The sequence below is a fragment of the Rhodospirillales bacterium RIFCSPLOWO2_02_FULL_58_16 genome (genome assembly GCA_001830425.1).
Taxonomy (GTDB): domain Bacteria; phylum Pseudomonadota; class Alphaproteobacteria; order Rhodospirillales; family 2-02-FULL-58-16; genus 2-02-FULL-58-16.
In genome coordinates this window covers 41456-58803 of record MIAA01000013.1, presented here as the reverse complement: position 1 = coordinate 58803, position 17348 = coordinate 41456, and the positions used below count along the sequence as shown (strand labels likewise).

At 57.9% G+C, this 17348-nt stretch carries 17 protein-coding genes and 1 pseudogene (1 of these 18 cut by a window edge); 12 read left to right on the top strand and 6 right to left on the bottom strand.

Annotation, left to right across the window (positions count from 1 at the left end):
• Positions 1–185: 185 nt before the first annotated feature.
• Both A3H92_05160 and A3H92_05155 read right to left on the bottom strand, forming a co-directional pair.
• A complete protein-coding gene (locus tag A3H92_05160) occupies positions 186–1010 on the bottom strand; it encodes an MBL fold metallo-hydrolase (protein OHC76063.1) in 825 nt (274 codons plus the stop codon).
• 111 nt (positions 1011–1121) lie between these two features.
• Positions 1122–2465, bottom strand: a complete 1344-nt coding sequence (locus A3H92_05155; GenBank protein ID OHC76062.1) for a hypothetical protein — start codon at positions 2463–2465, stop codon at positions 1122–1124.
• Between the two features lie 174 nt (positions 2466–2639).
• Between A3H92_05155 and A3H92_05150 the strand changes: the two genes are divergently transcribed.
• Together A3H92_05150 and A3H92_05145 are read left to right on the top strand one after the other, a co-directional pair.
• Positions 2640–3158 (top strand): hypothetical protein, encoded by a 519-nt coding sequence (locus A3H92_05150; GenBank protein ID OHC76061.1) that lies wholly within the window; start codon positions 2640–2642, stop codon positions 3156–3158.
• Positions 3159–3251: 93 nt separating this feature from the next.
• On the top strand, positions 3252–3830 hold the full coding sequence (locus tag A3H92_05145) for a two-component system response regulator (protein ID OHC76060.1): 579 nt from the start codon (positions 3252–3254) through the stop codon (positions 3828–3830).
• A gap of 8 nt (positions 3831–3838) precedes the next feature.
• Here A3H92_05145 and A3H92_05140 read toward each other — a convergent pair whose 3' ends face one another.
• The 4 genes from A3H92_05140 to A3H92_05125 all read right to left on the bottom strand — a co-directional run bounded on the left by A3H92_05140 (position 3839) and on the right by A3H92_05125 (position 6643).
• Positions 3839–4111, bottom strand: coding sequence for a hypothetical protein (locus A3H92_05140; protein ID OHC76059.1), 273 nt, complete (start codon positions 4109–4111; stop codon positions 3839–3841).
• Between the two features lie 215 nt (positions 4112–4326).
• Positions 4327–5673 carry an acetyl-CoA carboxylase biotin carboxylase subunit gene (locus A3H92_05135; GenBank protein ID OHC76058.1) on the bottom strand — a complete coding sequence of 449 codons (1347 nt, stop codon included), beginning with the start codon at positions 5671–5673 and terminating at the stop codon, positions 4327–4329.
• A gap of 27 nt (positions 5674–5700) precedes the next feature.
• On the bottom strand, positions 5701–6183 hold the full coding sequence (locus A3H92_05130; protein OHC76057.1) for an acetyl-CoA carboxylase, biotin carboxyl carrier protein: 483 nt from the start codon (positions 6181–6183) through the stop codon (positions 5701–5703).
• 7 nt (positions 6184–6190) lie between these two features.
• The gene (locus A3H92_05125) at positions 6191–6643 is read right to left on the bottom strand and encodes a type II 3-dehydroquinate dehydratase (GenBank protein ID OHC76070.1); all 453 of its coding nucleotides are present in this window, start codon (positions 6641–6643) and stop codon (positions 6191–6193) included.
• Positions 6644–6750: 107 nt separating this feature from the next.
• Here A3H92_05125 and A3H92_05120 point away from each other — a divergent pair, with 107 nt between their 5' ends.
• The 10 genes and pseudogenes from A3H92_05120 to pgi form a co-directional block, all read left to right on the top strand.
• Entirely contained in the window at positions 6751–7731 is a 981-nt protein-coding gene (locus A3H92_05120; GenBank protein ID OHC76056.1) for a thiamine biosynthesis protein ThiS, read from the top strand.
• A gap of 103 nt (positions 7732–7834) precedes the next feature.
• Positions 7835–8026: a hypothetical protein gene (locus A3H92_05115; protein OHC76055.1), complete on the top strand. Its 192-nt coding sequence runs from the start codon at positions 7835–7837 to the stop codon at positions 8024–8026.
• Between the two features lie 76 nt (positions 8027–8102).
• Positions 8103–9041, top strand: a complete 939-nt coding sequence (locus A3H92_05110) for a riboflavin biosynthesis protein RibF (protein OHC76069.1) — start codon at positions 8103–8105, stop codon at positions 9039–9041.
• 4 nt (positions 9042–9045) lie between these two features.
• Entirely contained in the window at positions 9046–11862 is a 2817-nt protein-coding gene (locus tag A3H92_05105; protein OHC76068.1) for an isoleucine--tRNA ligase, read from the top strand.
• Positions 11859–12389, top strand: a complete 531-nt coding sequence (locus tag A3H92_05100; protein ID OHC76054.1) for a signal peptidase II — start codon at positions 11859–11861, stop codon at positions 12387–12389. Before A3H92_05105 ends, A3H92_05100 begins: the two co-directional genes overlap by 4 nt.
• Positions 12386–12988: a hypothetical protein gene (locus A3H92_05095; protein ID OHC76053.1), complete on the top strand. Its 603-nt coding sequence runs from the start codon at positions 12386–12388 to the stop codon at positions 12986–12988. Before A3H92_05100 ends, A3H92_05095 begins: the two co-directional genes overlap by 4 nt.
• An 81-nt stretch (positions 12989–13069) precedes the next feature.
• On the top strand, positions 13070–14413 hold the full coding sequence (locus A3H92_05090) for a zinc protease (protein ID OHC76052.1): 1344 nt from the start codon (positions 13070–13072) through the stop codon (positions 14411–14413).
• Positions 14410–15720: a zinc protease gene (locus A3H92_05085; GenBank protein ID OHC76051.1), complete on the top strand. Its 1311-nt coding sequence runs from the start codon at positions 14410–14412 to the stop codon at positions 15718–15720. Before A3H92_05090 ends, A3H92_05085 begins: the two co-directional genes overlap by 4 nt.
• 51 nt (positions 15721–15771) lie before the next feature.
• Positions 15772–16611 (top strand): chemotaxis protein CheR, encoded by an 840-nt coding sequence (locus tag A3H92_05080; protein ID OHC76050.1) that lies wholly within the window; start codon positions 15772–15774, stop codon positions 16609–16611.
• Between the two features lie 130 nt (positions 16612–16741).
• Positions 16742–17348: pseudogene (gene pgi, locus A3H92_05075) on the top strand (glucose-6-phosphate isomerase); it runs 916 nt beyond the window's last position.

Genomic DNA, 17348 nt, shown 5'->3' with positions numbered 1-17348 from the left:
GGGAACTTTTGCGCCGAATCATCGCCGCCATATGGGTCGTAATAATGCCTCAATCAGCACTCAACCCGGCTTATTAACGGTCGACTACACAGATGAACACAGATTAAAAACTCCTAAAGAAAATCTGCGTAAATCTGTGCAATCTGTGGACAAAATTTGCGCCGCCCTCGGCGGCCTCGCCGTCATTAATCAAGAATAATCTTCATGCCTTCACGGGCGACGAAGGCTTCCGACCACTTTTTCTTGGCCTCCTCCTCAATCCTGTCCATGAAGTCGTCATCGTGGTCCGGCTCGTGGTGGAAGATAGCCATCCGCTTGACCCCCGCCGCTTTGCACAGGTCCACGCCCTCGTTCCAGGTGGAGTGTCCCCAGCCGACTCTGGAGGGAAACTCCGCCTCGGTGTATGTGCTGTCATAAATGACCATATCCGCGCCCTCGATAAGGTCGAGAACATTCCGGTCGGGTTTTCCGGGGACATGCTCGGTATCGGTGATGTAGCACATCGAATGTCCGTTGTATTCGATGCGATACCCCGTGGCTCCGTTAGGGTGATTAAGAGCCGTTGTTCGCACATTAACGTCCGGATACAAGGCGAATGAATCTCCGGCGTTGAAATCCTCGAACCTGATATTTGCCCGCATCGCCTCCAGAGGCACCGGGAACATGGGGCTGCCCATCTGATTGGACAGCGCCTCGCGGATTCCGCCTCTCTCCTTAAGATGGCCGGCGAGGATATGAATAGAGCGCTTGGGATCGTAGGCCGGCGCAAAAAAAGGAAAACCGTTGATGTGATCCCAATGGGTGTGAGTCAGCATCAGGTGAGCCTCGCGGATATCCTCCTTGATGAACTTGCGTCCCAAGGTGCGGATTCCGGTCCCCGCATCCAGCACAAAGAAGCGGTCGCCCACATCGACTTCAATGCAACTGGTGTTGCCGCCGTACCTGATGTGATCGGCCGAGGCGCAGGCAATGGAGCCGCGAACCCCCCAAAAGTTCAGTCTGAACGTCATTGACTCCTCGGCGCGGAAACAGGACCGCCGGCGCAAAAAACCGGCAACGGACGGATACTATTTTATTAGGGCCGATTAATACAAATATATAAATAACATGCTCTGAGCGGGCTAATTAAGAAGGCGGGCGTATTTATCGATAAACCCGACGCCGATTTTGCCGGTTACGGTGGGGAACAGCTCCAGGTGGACCGAATCGAACTTTTCCCGCAATTCCATCGTCCTTGCGCTTTCGTTTTGCCCGCCGTGGATAACGAAATCGATCATTTCGTTGACTCCGTCTTTTAATTCCTCTTCTGAGTTTCTGATAACCCGGCGACCGAAGGCGGCCAGGCGGTGTTCCTGCTCACAGATGGAAAAGGCGCGTAACTGCTCTTTGAACGAAAGCAGTTCGCCCGTCTTGATGTCCTGTTGAAGCATGGGCAAAAACAGATCGTGCTTACACCACGGCCTGGCGATGAAAGGATAAACATTGGTGTGAATCTGCGGCGTTCCGAAAGCGGCGGCGACGGCGCAAGGACCGGACGGAGTTGAAATCATAAACCGGCATTTGGCGATAATGTACAGGTCCAGCCGGTCACATCTTTTCGGGTGATGGGCGTAGTCGATGACGTTTTTCATCTCCTTGAGCCTTGACATGGACGGATCGCCGATGCGCACCACCCAACCGCCGTTGCGAACAACCTCATTAATGGCCGGTAAATATGTATTGATATCGGCGCTTCGATTGTTCGGGTAACGGTCATGCAGTGAATTCTCGCGGCAGTGAAGGCAGACGAACCAACCGTCATGCGGCACGCCTAAACCGGCCATTGCCGTTGCGCCGCGATCTTCGTCTTCCTCCGATATCTCCAGCAATGGCCGGCGACCTTGCGCTTCCCACTCTTTCTGAACGTCCATCCAGGCGAAGTCGCTCTCGATGGTCAATCCGCTTTTCGTCGGGGCATAGACCGTACTGACGCTTTCCCGAGCGGCTTTCCCGGTCATGTCGATTAATTTTTCGTCATCGAAAAGCGTGATGTATTTTTCCCAGTATTTCAGCAGCGCATTGTTGTGGAGGCTGAAGTAGCCCTTCTTCAGAAGAATTTGGGGCCGGTCTTTTCTAAGCCCCAGTTTTGACGCTTTTATGAGAAGGTCCATTTGCTTGGTGAACTCGCCGATTCGTCTGCCGACGGTCTGTTCTCTCAGGATCGTTATGCCGAGCCTTTCCGAGATGCCGTTGTCGCAATAATAATTGGTAATGGCAAAATCCTTGCCGTAATTCTCCCACGCCTCTTTCATTCTTCCGCAAAAAAATGACAGGGAGCCTCGCGCGCCGTAGAGTTCACCGAGTCCGTGATGCAGCTCCGGATTATTTTCTGAAACGGCGATAACCTTGTTTATTACGTCAAGGGCTTCCCCATATTTCTCAATGACGACCAAACTACCGATATGTCTGTAAAGCCTGGGGTCCATGGGAATTTCTCGGATATCATAAAGGCCGCGTTATGGCTAACGCCGCCGGCATATTACGTCAACTGCTTAACGACATACGCTTGTCTCCGAAGACGTTATGACTATATAACCGGCAGAGCCTGAACAAAACGCCCGGCGGCAAAGTTCAGCCCAACATGGAGAGAGTAAGTTTTTATGTCCGAAGTTGATATTTCCAAACTCAGCATCCTGATTGTTGAGGACAATGTCCATTTCCGGACGCTTGTCCGAACGATCCTTGAGGCCTTGGGCGTTAAAAACATCGAAGAGGCAAGAGACGGCGCCGAAGCTATGGACGTCCTGAAAAATTTCAATGCGGATATGGCCATTCTCGATTGGAAAATGGACGGAATCAACGGCGTTGAGTGTGTGCGCCGCATACGCTTCGGCAACGACAGCCGCAATAAATTCCTGCCGATTATCCTCTGTACCGGCTATACCGAGGACAGTCTGAAGCATGAAGCGCGGGATGCCGGCGCCAACGCCTTTCTGGCCAAACCCATTTCCGCGAAATCTCTGCTGTCGCGAATCACTTCGGTCATGGAGGAAAACAGGCCGTTCGTGCGGATAGACAGCTATTTCGGGCCTGATCGCCGCCGTCTTAACAAGCAGTTTGATGATACGGAGCGGCGCAAGGAGCAACCAAAGTTGATCCCCGTTGATAATAAGAGTTAAAAAATAAGCGGCGTTTATTAATAACCCATAAACCTTATTGATTAATGCTGTAAGAGTCTTGCGTTATCCGTGATTGCCCCTTGGGTTAATAAAATGGCGGAAAAAAACTATAATCTGGAAAGGCTGAATGTCCTGATCGTTGAGGATAACAAGCACATGCGCGCTCTTGTCCGCACTATTTTGCTGGCCCTCGGCGTAAAAAATGTGCTGGAAGCCGATGACGGCGCCGGAGCCTTCAAGGAATTGCGCCACTTTCCCGCCGACATCATCATCGCCGACTGGAACATGGAGCCGCTTGACGGCCTCGACTTCACCCGCATGGTGCGCACGGCCAAGGACAGCCCGAATCCTTTTGTCCCGATCATCATGCTGACCGGACATACCGAGATGAACCGGGTGCAGGAAGCCCGCGACGCCGGCATTCATGAATTCCTGGCCAAGCCGATTTCGGCCACATCTCTTTATTCGCGCTTCCGAGCCATTATCGAGCGCCCCCGACCCTTTATCCGCACGGCCGGCCGATTCGGTTACTTCGGCCCCGACCGCCGACGCAAGCAACTGCCCGGATATATGGGCGAGGAGCACCGGAAGAAAGGAGCGAGTGAAGTTGTGTCGCCGAGCGGCGGCTCGGAACTCACCCAGGCCGAAGTGGAAGCCCTTCTCAAAGGGTAAGCAGCCTTTCAGCGCGAAGGCTTTTCCGACTTTCCGGACTTTTCCGACTTGGTTGCGGGATTGGCGTTGAAATAGACAGTGCATATCTTGACCCATGTATCGACGGAGCCGGGCCGGTCAACGCTGAGATCGGGAACATGGAGACAGTAATGGTTCAGGGGAGTGCCGGACTGGGCGTCGGGATGCTTGGCCGGAACCTCATCGGCGAGGGCAATCCCGGACGCGGCAAGCGTCATCAAAGCGCACAGCGGCCACACGGCAACAGTAAAAAAATGATTCATAATTGTTCCTTCCAATGGGAGGGACAACTATAGCCGAATTTTCTTTCTAATCCTTTAAGGTCAGGGGCCAATATCAGTAACCCATAACAGCCCCCTGCACTTTCCCCTCCTTACCAAGGAGGGGTCAGGGGAGGTTGCCGCAACGCCCCCCTCCTGACCTCCCCCTTGAAGCAAGGGGGAGGATTTTTCAGAGTCACTTTTTAAGGCTGCCGGTATTATTCACCCTCGCCGTTGACGAATTTTTCCAGCCAGTGGACGTCATAGCTGCCGTTAAGAAAGTCGGCGTTCGAGGTCAGGCGCTGGTGCAGGGGGATGGTGGTGTCGATGCCGTCAATGACGAACTCCCCCAGGGCGCGGCGCAGGCGCATCAGGCATTCGTTGCGGTTGGCGCCGTGGACGATCAGCTTGGCGATCATCGAGTCGTAGTATGGTGGCACGGTATAGCCGGAATAGAGCGCCGAATCGACCCTGACGCCCAAGCCTCCGGGAGCATGGTAATCGCCGATCCGCCCTGGGGAAGGGGCAAAGGTTACCGGATGTTCGGCGTTAATGCGGCATTCGACGGCATGTCCCGACAGTTTGATATTATCCTGCGTATACCCCAGCGGCGCTCCGGCGGCGACGCGCACCATCTCGCGCACCAGATCAAGCCCGGTAATCATCTCGGTTACGGGATGTTCCACCTGTAGGCGGGTGTTCATTTCAATAAAGTAGAATTCGCCGTTCTCGTAAAGGAACTCGATGGTGCCGACGCTGCGGTAACGGATTTTTTCAATAGCCTCGACGGCGATGCGCCCGATCTTCCTGCGTTGATCGTCGTTAAGCGCCGGCGAGGGGGCTTCCTCCAGAATCTTCTGGTGGCGGCGTTGCAGCGAGCAGTCCCTTTCCCCCAGATGCACCACATTGCCCATCAGGTCGGCGAGAATCTGGATTTCGATATGGCGCGGGCATTTAAGAAATTTCTCCAGATAGACCTCGCCGTTGCCGAAGGCGGCCTTGGCCTCGGCGACGGCCGTTTTCATGGCGTCCGGCAACTCTTCGGCGTTTTCCGCCGCCTTCATGCCCTTGCCGCCGCCGCCGGCGGAGGCCTTGATCAGTACCGGATAGCCGATTTTCTTGGCCGCCTTGAGGGCTTCATCGATGCCGGCGACAGGTCCGTCGGAGCCGGGGACCACGGGGATTCCCGCTTCGCGCATTACTTTTTTGGCGGTGATCTTGTCGCCCATCATCCGGATATGTTCCGGACTTGGGCCGATAAAGATAAAGCCGTGCTTCTCGCACAGGGCGGCAAAGTCGGCGTTTTCCGACAGGAAGCCGAAACCGGGATGGATGGCGTTGGCGTTGGAGATGGTGGCGGCGGTGAGGATGGCGTTGATATTGAGGTAGCTGTCACAAGGCGCCGGCGGTCCTATGCAAATAGCCTCGTCGGCCAGCCGCACATGCATGGCGTCGGCATCGGCGGTGGAATGCACCGACACCGTGCGGATGCCCATCTCGTGACAGGCGCGCAGGATTCTCAGTGCGATCTCGCCCCGGTTGGCGATGAGTACTTTATCGAACATGGCGCGGCGGCGGCCGAAGCCGTCCTTCTACTCGATGATCAGCAGCGGCTCGCCGAATTCCACAGGCATCCCGCTGCTGACAAGGATGCGAATGACTTTTCCGGAGCGCGGCGCCTTGATCTGGTTAAACACCTTCATGGCCTCGATCAAAAGCAGGATGTCGCCCTCCTTGACCGTATCTCCGACCTTGACGAAGGGCGCGGCTTTCGGCTCGTCGGAAGTGTAGACGACGCCGACCATCGGCGAGACGATGACGCCGGGATGGTTGGCGATGGGGTTCGCTTCCTCAAACCTTGCCGAATCCGCAGAGCCGGGCGCATGGGCAAGCGGCGAGGAATGGGGGGAATGGTAAGAAACAGCGGCGGCGGGAGGCGGCTCCTTGGCGATGCGGACATGCCATTCGTCCTCGCCGTATTCGATCTCGCCGAGGCCGAGTTCCTTGAGCAGATCGGCCATCTTGCGAATCAGATCGGCGTCAATTCGGCGGGGAGCGTCGTTTTTATCAGCCATCTTTCAGCTATTCTTTCCTGGTTTCAAGAATTCTCGCCGCCGCGTCCACGGCCAACTGGTAGCCGTGACCGCCGAAGCCGCAGATCATACCGTGCGCCGCCCTGGAAACATAGGAATGATGACGGAATTCGTCACGTCGGTAAATATTGGACAGATGCACCTCGACAACAGGCAGCCGACAGGCCAGCAAAGCGTCCAGCAGCGCCACCGAGGTATGAGTATAGGCCCCGGCGTTGACGATGAGGGCCGAGAATCCGCCGTCCGCCGCCTGCTGGACCCAGTCCACCAGTTCGCCTTCCGAGTTGGTCTGGCGGAACTCGACTTGCAAATCCAGCGCGCCGGCGCGCCTGGCGGCGGCGGCCTCGATGCCGGCCAGGGTTTCCACGCCGTAGATATCCGGCTCGCGGCTGCCCAGCATGTTGAGGTTGGGTCCGTTGAGGACCAGAATGCGTTTGCTCATATCAATTACCATTCAAAAGGCCGTGTTTTATAACACGCCCCGGCTCTTGTGTAACACAGACTTTCGCTTATGTTACTCTGAGAAAAAGCTATCCGTGTAAGGTTAACATGAAACTAATTATTAACGGCGAGGAGCGCGGCTTTGACGCTCCCCTTGATGTCGAACAGTTGCTGGGCAAGATCGGGCTGGACGCCGCCAAGGTCGCCGTCGAGCGCAATCTTGAGATTGTGCCCAAATCCCGATACGCCGGCGTTATGCTGAAGGACGGCGACAAGCTGGAGGTCGTCCATTTCATCGGCGGCGGCGCTTCCGACAAGACGGAAGACACCTTCACCGTTGCCGGGCGCGTCTTCTCCTCGCGCCTGCTTGTCGGCACCGGCAAGTACAAGGACTTCGAGGAAACCAGGGATGCCATTGAGGCCTCGGGGGCCGAGATCGTCACCGTCGCCGTGCGCCGGGTCAATATCGCAGACCCTTCCCGGCCTATGCTGGTGGATTACGTCGATCCCAAGAAGTACACCTACCTGCCCAACACCGCCGGCTGCTTCACCGCCGACGAGGCCGTGCGCACCCTGCGTCTGGCCCGCGAGGCCGGCGGCTGGGACCTGGTGAAACTGGAAGTGCTGGGCGACCAAAAAACTCTCTATCCTAAGATGATCGAAACCCTGGAAGCGGCGGAGATACTGGTCAAAGAAGGCTTCAAGGTGATGGTCTACTGTTCCGACGATCCGATCATCGCCAAGCGTCTGGAGGACCTGGGCTGCGTCGCCGTTATGCCGCTAGGCTCGTTGATCGGCTCCGGCCTCGGCATCCTCAACCCGGTCGCCATTGCCATGATCAAGGAAAGCGTCTCGGTGCCTGTGCTGGTTGATGCCGGCGTCGGCGCCGCCTCGGACGCCGCAATAGCCATGGAACTGGGCTGCGACGGCGTGCTGATGAACTCCGCCATCGCCGCCGCCCGCGACCCGATTAAAATGGCCCGGGCCATGAAACTGGCCGTGGAGGCGGGACGTCTCTCCTATCTGGCCGGGCGCATGCCTAAAAGGCTTTACGCCGACCCCAGCTCGCCGCTGGCGGGATTGATTTAGATTCTTTCCGCTTTTTCCTTGACCGTAACAAGGGGCGCTGACAGCGCCGTCCATGACAGCGTCGCCCATAGACTCACGGCGTCAATGTGGGTATGATGGGACCATGACGCCGGAACGCGAGGCCGAATTATTCGTCAAGCTTGACATGTTGATGGAGATGTCTCGTCGGCAGTCTATTCTCATTGAGGACTTGGCCCAACGGGTTTCCCGCGTTGAGGGTCGAATCGAAGAGCAGTCCAGAATGTTGCAGCTTGCCCTTGGCAGCCGCGTAGCGCGCTCCAAGCCGGCCGCCTGATAATCTCTCCTGCTTTTCATTGACGACTTCCGCTTTTTCCTTGACCGTAACAAGGGGCGCTGACAGTTTCCCCGCCATGCGTATTTTTCGTCATTACGAGGAACTGCCTGAAGAAGCGCGCGGCGCTGTTGTCGCCATCGGCAACTTCGACGGCGTTCATCTCGGTCACCAGGCGGTGATCAGGGAGGCGGGACGCATCGCCAGAGCCTCCGGCTTTCCGTGGGCGGCGCTGACCTTTGAGCCTCATCCGCGCAGCGTTTTCGGCGCCGAGGCCGCTCCCTTCCGCCTTACCCCTTTCAGGACCAAGGCCCGTCATATCAAGGCGTTGGGCGTCGATATCCTGGTGGCGCTGCACTTCGACCTTGAGTTCGCCGAACGCACAGCCGAAGCTTTTGTCGATGATATCCTGGTCAACGCCCTGGGAGCGCGTCATGTGGTGTCGGGTTATGATTTCGTTTTCGGGCATGGCCGCAAGGGTAATTGCGAGTCGTTATTGCATATGGGCGGGATAGCCGGGTTCGGTTTTACCTGCGTGCGCCCGGTTGAAGATGACGCCGGGGAGGCTTATTCCTCGACCCGCGTGCGCCGATACCTGATCGACGGCAATCCTCGCGCCGCCGCCGAGGTGCTGGGCCGTCCCTTTGAAATCGAGGGTCGCGTCGAAAAAGGCGCTCAACGCGGCCATGACGTCGGCTTTCCCACCGCCAATCTGCATCTCGGCGAGTACCAATGTCCGATGAAAGGCGTTTACGCCATACGCGCCGGCATTGATATCGACGGCGAAACGGCATGGCGTGACGGAGTCGCCAACCTCGGGGAAAGGCCTACTTTTGACGGCAAGGATACCGTTCTGGAGCCGCATATTTTTGATTTCCACGAAGACCTGTATGGTAGGCACCTGCGCGTCGAGCTGATCGAATATTTGAGACCGGAAAAGAAGTTCGACGGCATTGAGGCGTTGCGGACGCAAATTGCCAAGGACTGTGAGCAAGCGCGAAAAATATTGGCGGGATGAATCGATGACCGTGGACTATAAATCAACCGTTTTCCTGCCGACTACCAACTTTCCGATGAAAGCCGACTTGCCTCGGCGCGAGCCGGAAATGCTCAGGCGCTGGGATAAAATGGGTCTGCGGAAACGACTGCGCCGGGCGGCGGCGGGCCGGGATAAGTTCACCCTCCACGACGGCCCGCCCTACGCCAACGGCCACCTGCATATCGGCCATGCGCTGAACAAGATACTCAAGGACGTAATCGTCCGCTGCCGACAGATGCAGGGCAAGGACGCCGACTTCGTGCCGGGCTGGGATTGCCACGGCCTGCCCATCGAGTGGAAGATCGAGGAGAAATACCGCAAAGCCGGCAAGGACAAGGACGAGGTGCCGATCATCAACTTCCGCCGGGAATGCCGGGAATTCGCCGACAAGTGGATTGATGTCCAGCGCGAAGAATTCAAGCGGCTGGGCTGCGGCGGCGATTGGGATAACCCGTACGCCACCATGAACTTCGCCGCCGAGGCCCAAATCGTGCGCGAACTCGGCAAGTTCCTGATGAACGGCTCGCTGTACAAGGGGGCCAAGCCCGTCCTGTGGTCGGTTGTCGAAAAGACGGCGCTGGCCGAGGCCGAAGTCGAATACCACGACTACACTTCGACCACTATCTGGGTAAAATTCCCGGTACTCAAAGCGTCGATTTCGGACTTAACAAACGCCTCCATAGTAATATGGACGACGACGCCATGGACTATTCCCGGCAACCGCGCCGTCGCCTACGGCCCCGGCATTGATTATGCGGTCATTCTGGTTAGGGAGATCGGCGAAGGCAGCCTTGCCGAAGTCGGCGACAGACTGGTGGCGGCCGAGAGCCTGCTTACCCAATTCACGCATGTCGCCAAGATCGCCGGTTATGATATCGTTTGCCGTCTCAAGGGGCATGACCTGGACGGAACCGTCTGCCGCCATCCCTTCCACGGACAAGGCTATGATTTTGCAGTCCCGGTTCTGGCCGCCGGGTTCGTCGACACCGAGACCGGAACCGGATTCGTCCATATAGCTCCCGGCCATGGCGCCGATGACTGGGAACTGGGAATGAAACACGGGATTGCCGCGCCCGACACCGTCGGCGGCGACGGCATATTTCTCGCCGATGTGCCGCTGTTCGCCGGCAAGCATGTGTACAAGGTCAATCCGGAAGTGGTGGACGCCCTCAAGGACGCAAGGGCGTTGCTGGCTTCCGGCAAGCTCGTCCACAGCTATCCCCATTCATGGCGCTCCAAGGCGCCGCTGATCTTTCGCAACACCGCCCAGTGGTTCATTTCCATGGAAAAGACCGGCTTGCGCGAAAAGGCGCTGAAGGCGGTGGATGAGACCCGTTTCATCCCCGCCGGCGGCAAAAACCGCCTGCGGGGCATGATCGAGACCCGGCCCGACTGGTGCGTCTCGCGCCAGCGCGCCTGGGGGGCGCCGATTGCCGTTTTCGTCAATAACGCCACCGGCGAACCGTTGCGCGATCAAAAAGTCATGGACCGCATCGTCGCCGTAATTGAGGCGGAGGGCGCCGACGCCTGGTTTTCCTCCGATGCAAAACGCTTCCTCGGCGACGACTACCGACCGGAAGATTACCATCAGGTTATGGACATCCTTGACGTATGGTTTGATTCGGGCTGCACGCACAGCTTTGTCCTGGAAGCCCGCGCCGATCTGCAATGGCCGGCCTCGCTATATCTGGAAGGCAGCGATCAGCACCGGGGCTGGTTCCAGTCGTCGTTGCTGGAATCCTGCGGCACCAGGGGACGCGCTCCCTTCGAGGCGATGCTTACCCACGGCTTCGTCATGGCCGAGGACGGTCACAAGATGTCAAAATCGATGAACAACGTCGTTTCGCCCCAGGACGTGATCGACGGGAACGGCGCCGACATCCTGCGCTTGTGGGTGGTGGGTTCGGACTATACCGAGGACCTGCGCATCGGCGCCGAGATCGTCAAGCAACACGCCGACATCTATCGCCGTCTGCGCAACACCCTCCGTTTTCTGCTCGGCAATCTTCAGGGGTTCACCGAGGAAGAACGCTTGCCCGCCGCCGAGATGCCGGAACTGGAGCGCTGGGTGCTGCACAGGCTTTGGGAGATGAACCGACTGTTGAGGAACTCCTGCGACAGCTTCCAGTTTCATCCCCTGTTCTCGGAACTTCACAGCTTTTGCGCCGTCGATCTTTCCGCCTTCTATTTCGATATCCGCAAGGACAGCCTCTATTGCGACCGCGCCGATTCAGTCACCCGCCGGGCGGCGCGCACGGTGCTGGACGAATTGTTCAACTGCCTCACCGCCTGGCTGGCCCCCTTCATCTGCTTCACCGCCGAGGAAGCCTGGCTGTCCCGCCATCCGGGAGACGAAGAAAGCGTGCATCTGCGCCTGTTCCCCGACATCCCCGAGGACTGGCGCAACGACGATCTGGCCGAAAAATGGCGGGGTGTGCGCGACCTGCGCCGGGTCGTCACCGGAGCGCTGGAGAAAGCCCGCGCCGACAAGAAAATCGGCTCCAGCCTTCAGGCGGCGCCGGTTATTTACGCCGATCAAAAGCGCCGGGAAATGATGGAGGGGATTGATCTGTTCGAGCTGTTCATTACTTCCGGCGCCCGTTTTGATGAAGGCGACTGCCCGCCTGACGCCTTCCGCCTTCAGGAGACGCCCGGCGTCGCCGTCGAGGTGCGTTCAGCGCCGGGCGAGAAGTGTCAACGCTGCTGGAAGGTGCTGGAAGAAGTCAACAGCAACCCGGCGCATCCGGGGACATGCGGCCGATGCGCCGCCGCCGTCGCTGATTATCCGGCATCATCATGAAATCTTCAGTAACGTTAAGCATCGGACTGGCGGTCGCCGCCCTGGTGATCATGATCGATCAGGTCAGCAAGTGGTGGATTGTCTTTAACGTCATGCGGCCTTCGCCCTACGCCATCCCGGTGACCTCGTTCTTTAATATCGTGATGACGTGGAATCGCGGCGTCAGCTTCGGCATGTTTGATTCGGCGTCATCCCTCAATAACGTAATCCTGCCGATTCTTGCCGCCGTCATTGTCGGCGTGTTGCTGGCGTGGCTGCGCCGGGCCGCCAGTTATCGGGTGACTATCGCCATCGGCATGATCATCGGCGGCGCCGTCGGCAATATCATTGACCGCATCCATTTCGGCGCGGTAGCCGACTTCCTTGACTTCCATATTGCCGGCTACCACTGGCCGGCTTTCAACGCGGCGGATTCGGGAATTACCGTCGGCGCCGTAATTCTTATCGTTGATTCCTTGTTTGACCGCGAAAAAAGTAATAACATCAAAGAAGGGGCGGAAACGAACGACGGTCGGGATAAGCAATGAGACGGACCTGGGCAATCTTGTTTTTATCGGCTGCGGCGGCGCTGATCGGCGCTTGCGGCAACCAGGACGGCCTTTTCGGGGCCAAGCCGGCGCCCGATGAGTTCGCCGTCTATTCGCGGGCGCCTCTGGCCATGCCTCCCGACTTCGCGTTGCGACCGCCGGCCCCGGGAACCCAACGTCCCCAGGATGTGATCCCCAGGGAACGGGCGGAAAAGGCTTTGCTCGGCAATCCCGAAAACACGAATAAATTCGGATTGAAGACCGCCGAAGCTTCCCCCGGCGGCAGTCCCGGCGTACAGGCCCTGCTCAAGGATACGGGCGGACTCAAAGCTGATCCGAAAATCCGCGCTACTATCACCAGCGAGATGTCGATCATGTCGCAAGGCGACAAAGGCTTTACCGAGCGCCTGCTGTCATGGACCAGGAAAAACAACCCCGAGCAAGCCGGCATCGTCATCAATCCCGACGACGAAGCCCGGCGCATAAAGGAAAATCAGGCCCAAGGGCGTCCCATCACCGCTACCCCTCCCCCGGCGGCGCCGACGATAACCCGGCGCAGCGCTCCCAAAAGCAAGGGCTTCTGGGGCAGCCTTTTCTGATTCAACCAGCGCCGTTATTGCGCCATAATCCGCCGACGCCATATACAGACGCCAAGAATATCTTTGACCAGCGGAGCGCGCATGAAGTTCGTGAAAGTTTTCCGGTGGCTGGCCGGTCTCGCCTTGCTTCTGCCGGCGTCGCCGACTAACGCCGGAGTCTTTAATCCCGAAACCTTCCCCCTGGCCAACGGCATGAAAGTGGTCGTGGTGTCCAACCACCGGGCGCCCATAGTCACTCATATGGTATGGTACAAGGTCGGCGCCGCCGATGAGCCGCCGGGCAAGTCGGGCATCGCTCATCTGCTGGAACACCTGATGTTCAAAGGCACCGAGAAAATGGCGAGCGGCGAATTCTCCAAAATTCTGGCGCGCAACGGCGGCCAGGAAAACGCCTTCACCTCCCATGATTTTACGGCCTACTATCAGAACATAGCGGCGGATCGGCTGAAGATGGTCATGGAACTGGAGGCCGACCGCATGACCAATCTGGTAATCACCCAAAAGCAGGTGGAGACCGAGCGGCTGGTTATCCTTGAGGAGCGCCGCATGCGCACCGACAACGACCCGGCGGGAGCGCTCGGCGAACATATCAACGCCGCTCTTTACCTCAATCATCCCTATCGACGGCCTATCATCGGCTGGGAGCGGGAGATCAGCGTCCTTGCCCTTGATGACGTGCGTTCCTTTTACAAAAAATGGTACGCGCCCAATAACGCCACCCTGGTGATTGCCGGCGACATCACGGCAAAACAGTTGCGTCCGTTGGCGGAGGAGACTTATGGTAAAATTCCGGCCGTTGATGAGGCCGTGCGCATCCACCCCCAGGAGCCTCCCCATAAGGCCGCCAGGCGAGTGACGGTAAAGGACGGCAGGGTGCGCCAGCCGGCCTGGAGCCGCTCCTTCCTGGCCCCCGGCTACGTCGCCGGGGAGACAGTCCATGCTTATGCCCTTGATGTGCTTTCCGAAATTCTCGGCGGCGGCGCCACTACCCGTCTCTACAAAACGCTGGTGGTGAATGAAAAATTAGCGGTTTCCGCCGGGGCCTCATACAGCCCGAATTCCCTGGGGCCGACCGACTTTACCTTTCACGCCAGTCCCCAGCCCGGCGTCGCCATGGATAAGCTGGAAGCGGCCATGGAGAGTAAAATCGCCGAATTGCTGGCCGGCGGAGTGACCGAAGCCGAAATGAAACAGGCCAAGGTCCGTATGCAGGCCGATGCCGTTTTCGCCAGAGATTCGCTCAGCACCGGGGCGCAGGCCCTCGGTTCCGCGCTCAGCGCCGGACAAACTATCGAAGACATAGAAACATGGCCGGAACGCATTGAAGCGGTAACGGTTGAACAGATCAACGCCGCCGCGCGGGCGGTCCTGGTAGAGGAAAACTCGGTGACCGCCCTGTTATTGCCGGAAGGAGTCAAACCATGAGGGCGGCGTTAGTCGTCATCGCGTTGTTTTTAATGGCGCCCCCGGCCATGGCTGTTGACGTTCAGAAGGTTGTTTCCAAGAGCGGGCTGGAGGCATGGCTGGTCGAAGATCACGCCAACCCCATCATCTCCCTGCATTTTGCCTTCAGGGGCGGCGCGGCTCTCGACCCTGACGGCAAGGAGGGAGTCGCCGACATGACGGCCTCCACGCTGGATGAAGGCGCCGGAGACATGGACAGTCAGGCCTTCCAGGGGCGTCTCGACGGTTCGGCCATCACCCTTTCCTTCAAGGCCGGCCATGATGCGATCACCGGCAGAGTGGAGACGCTGACCGCCACCCGCGATCAGGCCTTTGAATTGTTGCATCTCGCACTGACCGCGCCGCGCTTTGATCAAGAGCCGGTTTCGCGCATCCGCGATCAGATACTGGCCGCATTGAGAGTAAGCATGGAGGACCCGAGCAAAATCGCCGGGCGCAAGCTGATGGCCGTTCTGTTCCCCGGACACCCCTACGGGCGTCCGGTGGAGGGTACGCCTGAGAGCATCAGCGCCGTTACCATTGAAGACATCAGAGCTTTCGCCAAGGGGCGGCTGGCCCGCGACAATCTGGTGATCGGCGCCGTCGGCGACATAACTCCCGATGAACTTTCCCGGATTATAGAATCAACCTTCGGCGGGTTGCCGGCGAAGGCTGCGCCCTGGGAGATTCCTCAAACCAGGCCCGCATCCGACGGACGCACCGTCGTCATCGCCAAGCCGGTGCCGCAAAGCGCCGTCAGCTTCGCCCAGCAGGGGCTGAAGCGCAATGACGCCGATTTCTATGCCGCCTTTATCATCAATCATGTGCTGGGCGGAGGCGGCTTCGGCTCGCGGCTGTTCAGCGAGGTGCGCGACAAGCGGGGCCTTGCCTATTCCATCCATAGCTACTTGTATCCTCTTGACGCCGCCGCCCTGGTTTCCGGTTCCGCCGGCACCGCCAACGCCGCCGTCGCCGAGACCCTGCGTCTGGTGCGTGAAGAATGGCGAAAGATGGCCGAGCAGGGGATAAGCGAAAAAGAACTGGCCGATACCAAGACCTACCTCACCGGCTCGTTCCCTCTTCGCTTTTCCTCAAGTCAGCATATCGCTTCCATTCTCGTCAGCATGCAACTGGACAGTCTGGGCATTGACTATCTGAACAAGCGCAATTCCTACATCGAGGCGGTGACCCTTGAAGACGCCAACCGGGTGGCGAGGAGTCTGCTCAAACCCGAGACCCTCACCATGGTGGTGGTCGGCGAACCGAAAGGACTCACTGATAACAAGTAGGGGTCTTAATGTCTTGATGCGCTCTCTAATTTTCAGCGGCGGACCCTCGGCATGAGTCAGGAAAATTTCAACTTCATCCGCGAACTGGTTATGGCGCGTTCAGGATTAGTCCTGAAAGAGGAAAAAAAGTATCTGGTTGAAAGCCGCCTCCGCCCGGTGGCCGGCAAACACGGCCTGGAAGATCACCACGCCCTGATCAATTTTGTCCGCTTCAACAAGGATGAGGGCCTCATCAACGAAATCATCGACGCGATGACGACCAATGAGACCTTCTTTTTTCGCGACGGCTCGCCGTTTGTTATTTTTCGTGATTTGATTCTGCCCCATGTCATGAAGAAGAATGCCGCCGCCAGATCATTCCGCATATGGTGCTGCGCCGCGTCCACCGGTCAGGAGCCTTATACGCTGGCGATGATTCTCCGGGAAACGGCGCCGCAACTGGCGGGCTGGACCTGTGATATCGTCGCCACCGATATTTCCAGGGAATCGCTGAAAAGGGCGCGATCCGGCATCTACACCCAGTTCGAAGTGCAACGGGGCTTGCCGATGCAGATGCTGGTTAAATACTTCAGGAACAAGACCGAGATGTGGGAGATAGATTCCTCATTGCGCGCCATGGTCGATTTCAGGGAATTCAACCTGCTGGATGATTTTACGTCCCTCGGCGTTTTCGATATTGTGTTTTGCCGAAATGTTCTGATCTACTTGGAGATGGACGCCAAAACGGATATTTTGGGAAGAATCGCCGAAAGAATGCCGAAGGACGGATTCCTTTTTCTCGGCAGTTCAGAGACGGTATTGGGCATTTCGGACGCTTTCAGGTTAATCCCCGATATGCCGGGGGTCTATTCCGCCTGTCCGGTCGGAGGTCCGGCTCAAGCCGCAAGATAGAGAAGTTGTTACAGCAACCTCCCCCAACCCCTCCTTGGTAAGGAGGGGAGAAAAGTTCCTCCCCTTACGAAGGGGAGGTCAGAAGGGGTTAAATTGCGCGAAACGCGGGAAAGACAAGGAGCCGAAATACATGACTTCATTGACTGAAACATCGGCATGGAAGGCGCTTGAAGCCCACCGTAACCAAATGACGGCTACGCACATGAGCGCGCTGTTTCGCGATCATCCCGACCGCTTTGATCGCTTCTCCCTTAAGCTTGATGATTTCCTTTTTGACTATTCCAAAAATTTAGTAACTGCCGAGACCATGGAGCTGCTGCTGGCCCTCGCCCGCCAGGCCGATGTCGAGGGCCGGCGCAACCGTATGTTCACCGCCGAGCCTGTCAACAGCACCGAGGACCGCGCCGTCCTGCACACGGCGCTGAGAAACAGATCGGGCGATGCCGTTATGCTTGACGGCGTCGATGTCATGACCGAAGTCCGCGACGTGCTGGGACAGATGCGAGCCTTCGCGGTGGCCGTGCGCGGCGGCATCTGGAAGGGGCATACCGGAAAGCCGGTGTCCGATGTCGTCAACATCGGCATCGGCGGCTCCGATCTGGGTCCGGCGCTGGCGTGCGAGGCCCTTACCCCCTACCACAAACCGGGACTGAAGCCTCACTTCGTCTCCAATGTTGACGGCACTCACATGGCCGAGACTCTCAAGGGGTTAAATCCGGCGACAACCCTGTTCATTG

Coding starts and splice junctions, on each gene's coding strand:
- A3H92_05160 (OHC76063.1), bottom strand. CDS start 1,010: ATGACGTTCAGACTGAACTTTTGGGGGGTTCGCGGCTCCATTGCCTGC.
- A3H92_05155 (OHC76062.1), bottom strand. CDS start 2,465: ATGGACCCCAGGCTTTACAGACATATCGGTAGTTTGGTCGTCATTGAG.
- A3H92_05150 (OHC76061.1), top strand. CDS start 2,640: ATGTCCGAAGTTGATATTTCCAAACTCAGCATCCTGATTGTTGAGGAC.
- A3H92_05145 (OHC76060.1), top strand. CDS start 3,252: ATGGCGGAAAAAAACTATAATCTGGAAAGGCTGAATGTCCTGATCGTT.
- A3H92_05140 (OHC76059.1), bottom strand. CDS start 4,111: ATGAATCATTTTTTTACTGTTGCCGTGTGGCCGCTGTGCGCTTTGATG.
- A3H92_05135 (OHC76058.1), bottom strand. CDS start 5,673: ATGTTCGATAAAGTACTCATCGCCAACCGGGGCGAGATCGCACTGAGA.
- A3H92_05130 (OHC76057.1), bottom strand. CDS start 6,183: ATGGCTGATAAAAACGACGCTCCCCGCCGAATTGACGCCGATCTGATT.
- A3H92_05125 (OHC76070.1), bottom strand. CDS start 6,643: ATGAGCAAACGCATTCTGGTCCTCAACGGACCCAACCTCAACATGCTG.
- A3H92_05120 (OHC76056.1), top strand. CDS start 6,751: ATGAAACTAATTATTAACGGCGAGGAGCGCGGCTTTGACGCTCCCCTT.
- A3H92_05115 (OHC76055.1), top strand. CDS start 7,835: ATGACGCCGGAACGCGAGGCCGAATTATTCGTCAAGCTTGACATGTTG.
- A3H92_05110 (OHC76069.1), top strand. CDS start 8,103: ATGCGTATTTTTCGTCATTACGAGGAACTGCCTGAAGAAGCGCGCGGC.
- A3H92_05105 (OHC76068.1), top strand. CDS start 9,046: ATGACCGTGGACTATAAATCAACCGTTTTCCTGCCGACTACCAACTTT.
- A3H92_05100 (OHC76054.1), top strand. CDS start 11,859: ATGAAATCTTCAGTAACGTTAAGCATCGGACTGGCGGTCGCCGCCCTG.
- A3H92_05095 (OHC76053.1), top strand. CDS start 12,386: ATGAGACGGACCTGGGCAATCTTGTTTTTATCGGCTGCGGCGGCGCTG.
- A3H92_05090 (OHC76052.1), top strand. CDS start 13,070: ATGAAGTTCGTGAAAGTTTTCCGGTGGCTGGCCGGTCTCGCCTTGCTT.
- A3H92_05085 (OHC76051.1), top strand. CDS start 14,410: ATGAGGGCGGCGTTAGTCGTCATCGCGTTGTTTTTAATGGCGCCCCCG.
- A3H92_05080 (OHC76050.1), top strand. CDS start 15,772: ATGAGTCAGGAAAATTTCAACTTCATCCGCGAACTGGTTATGGCGCGT.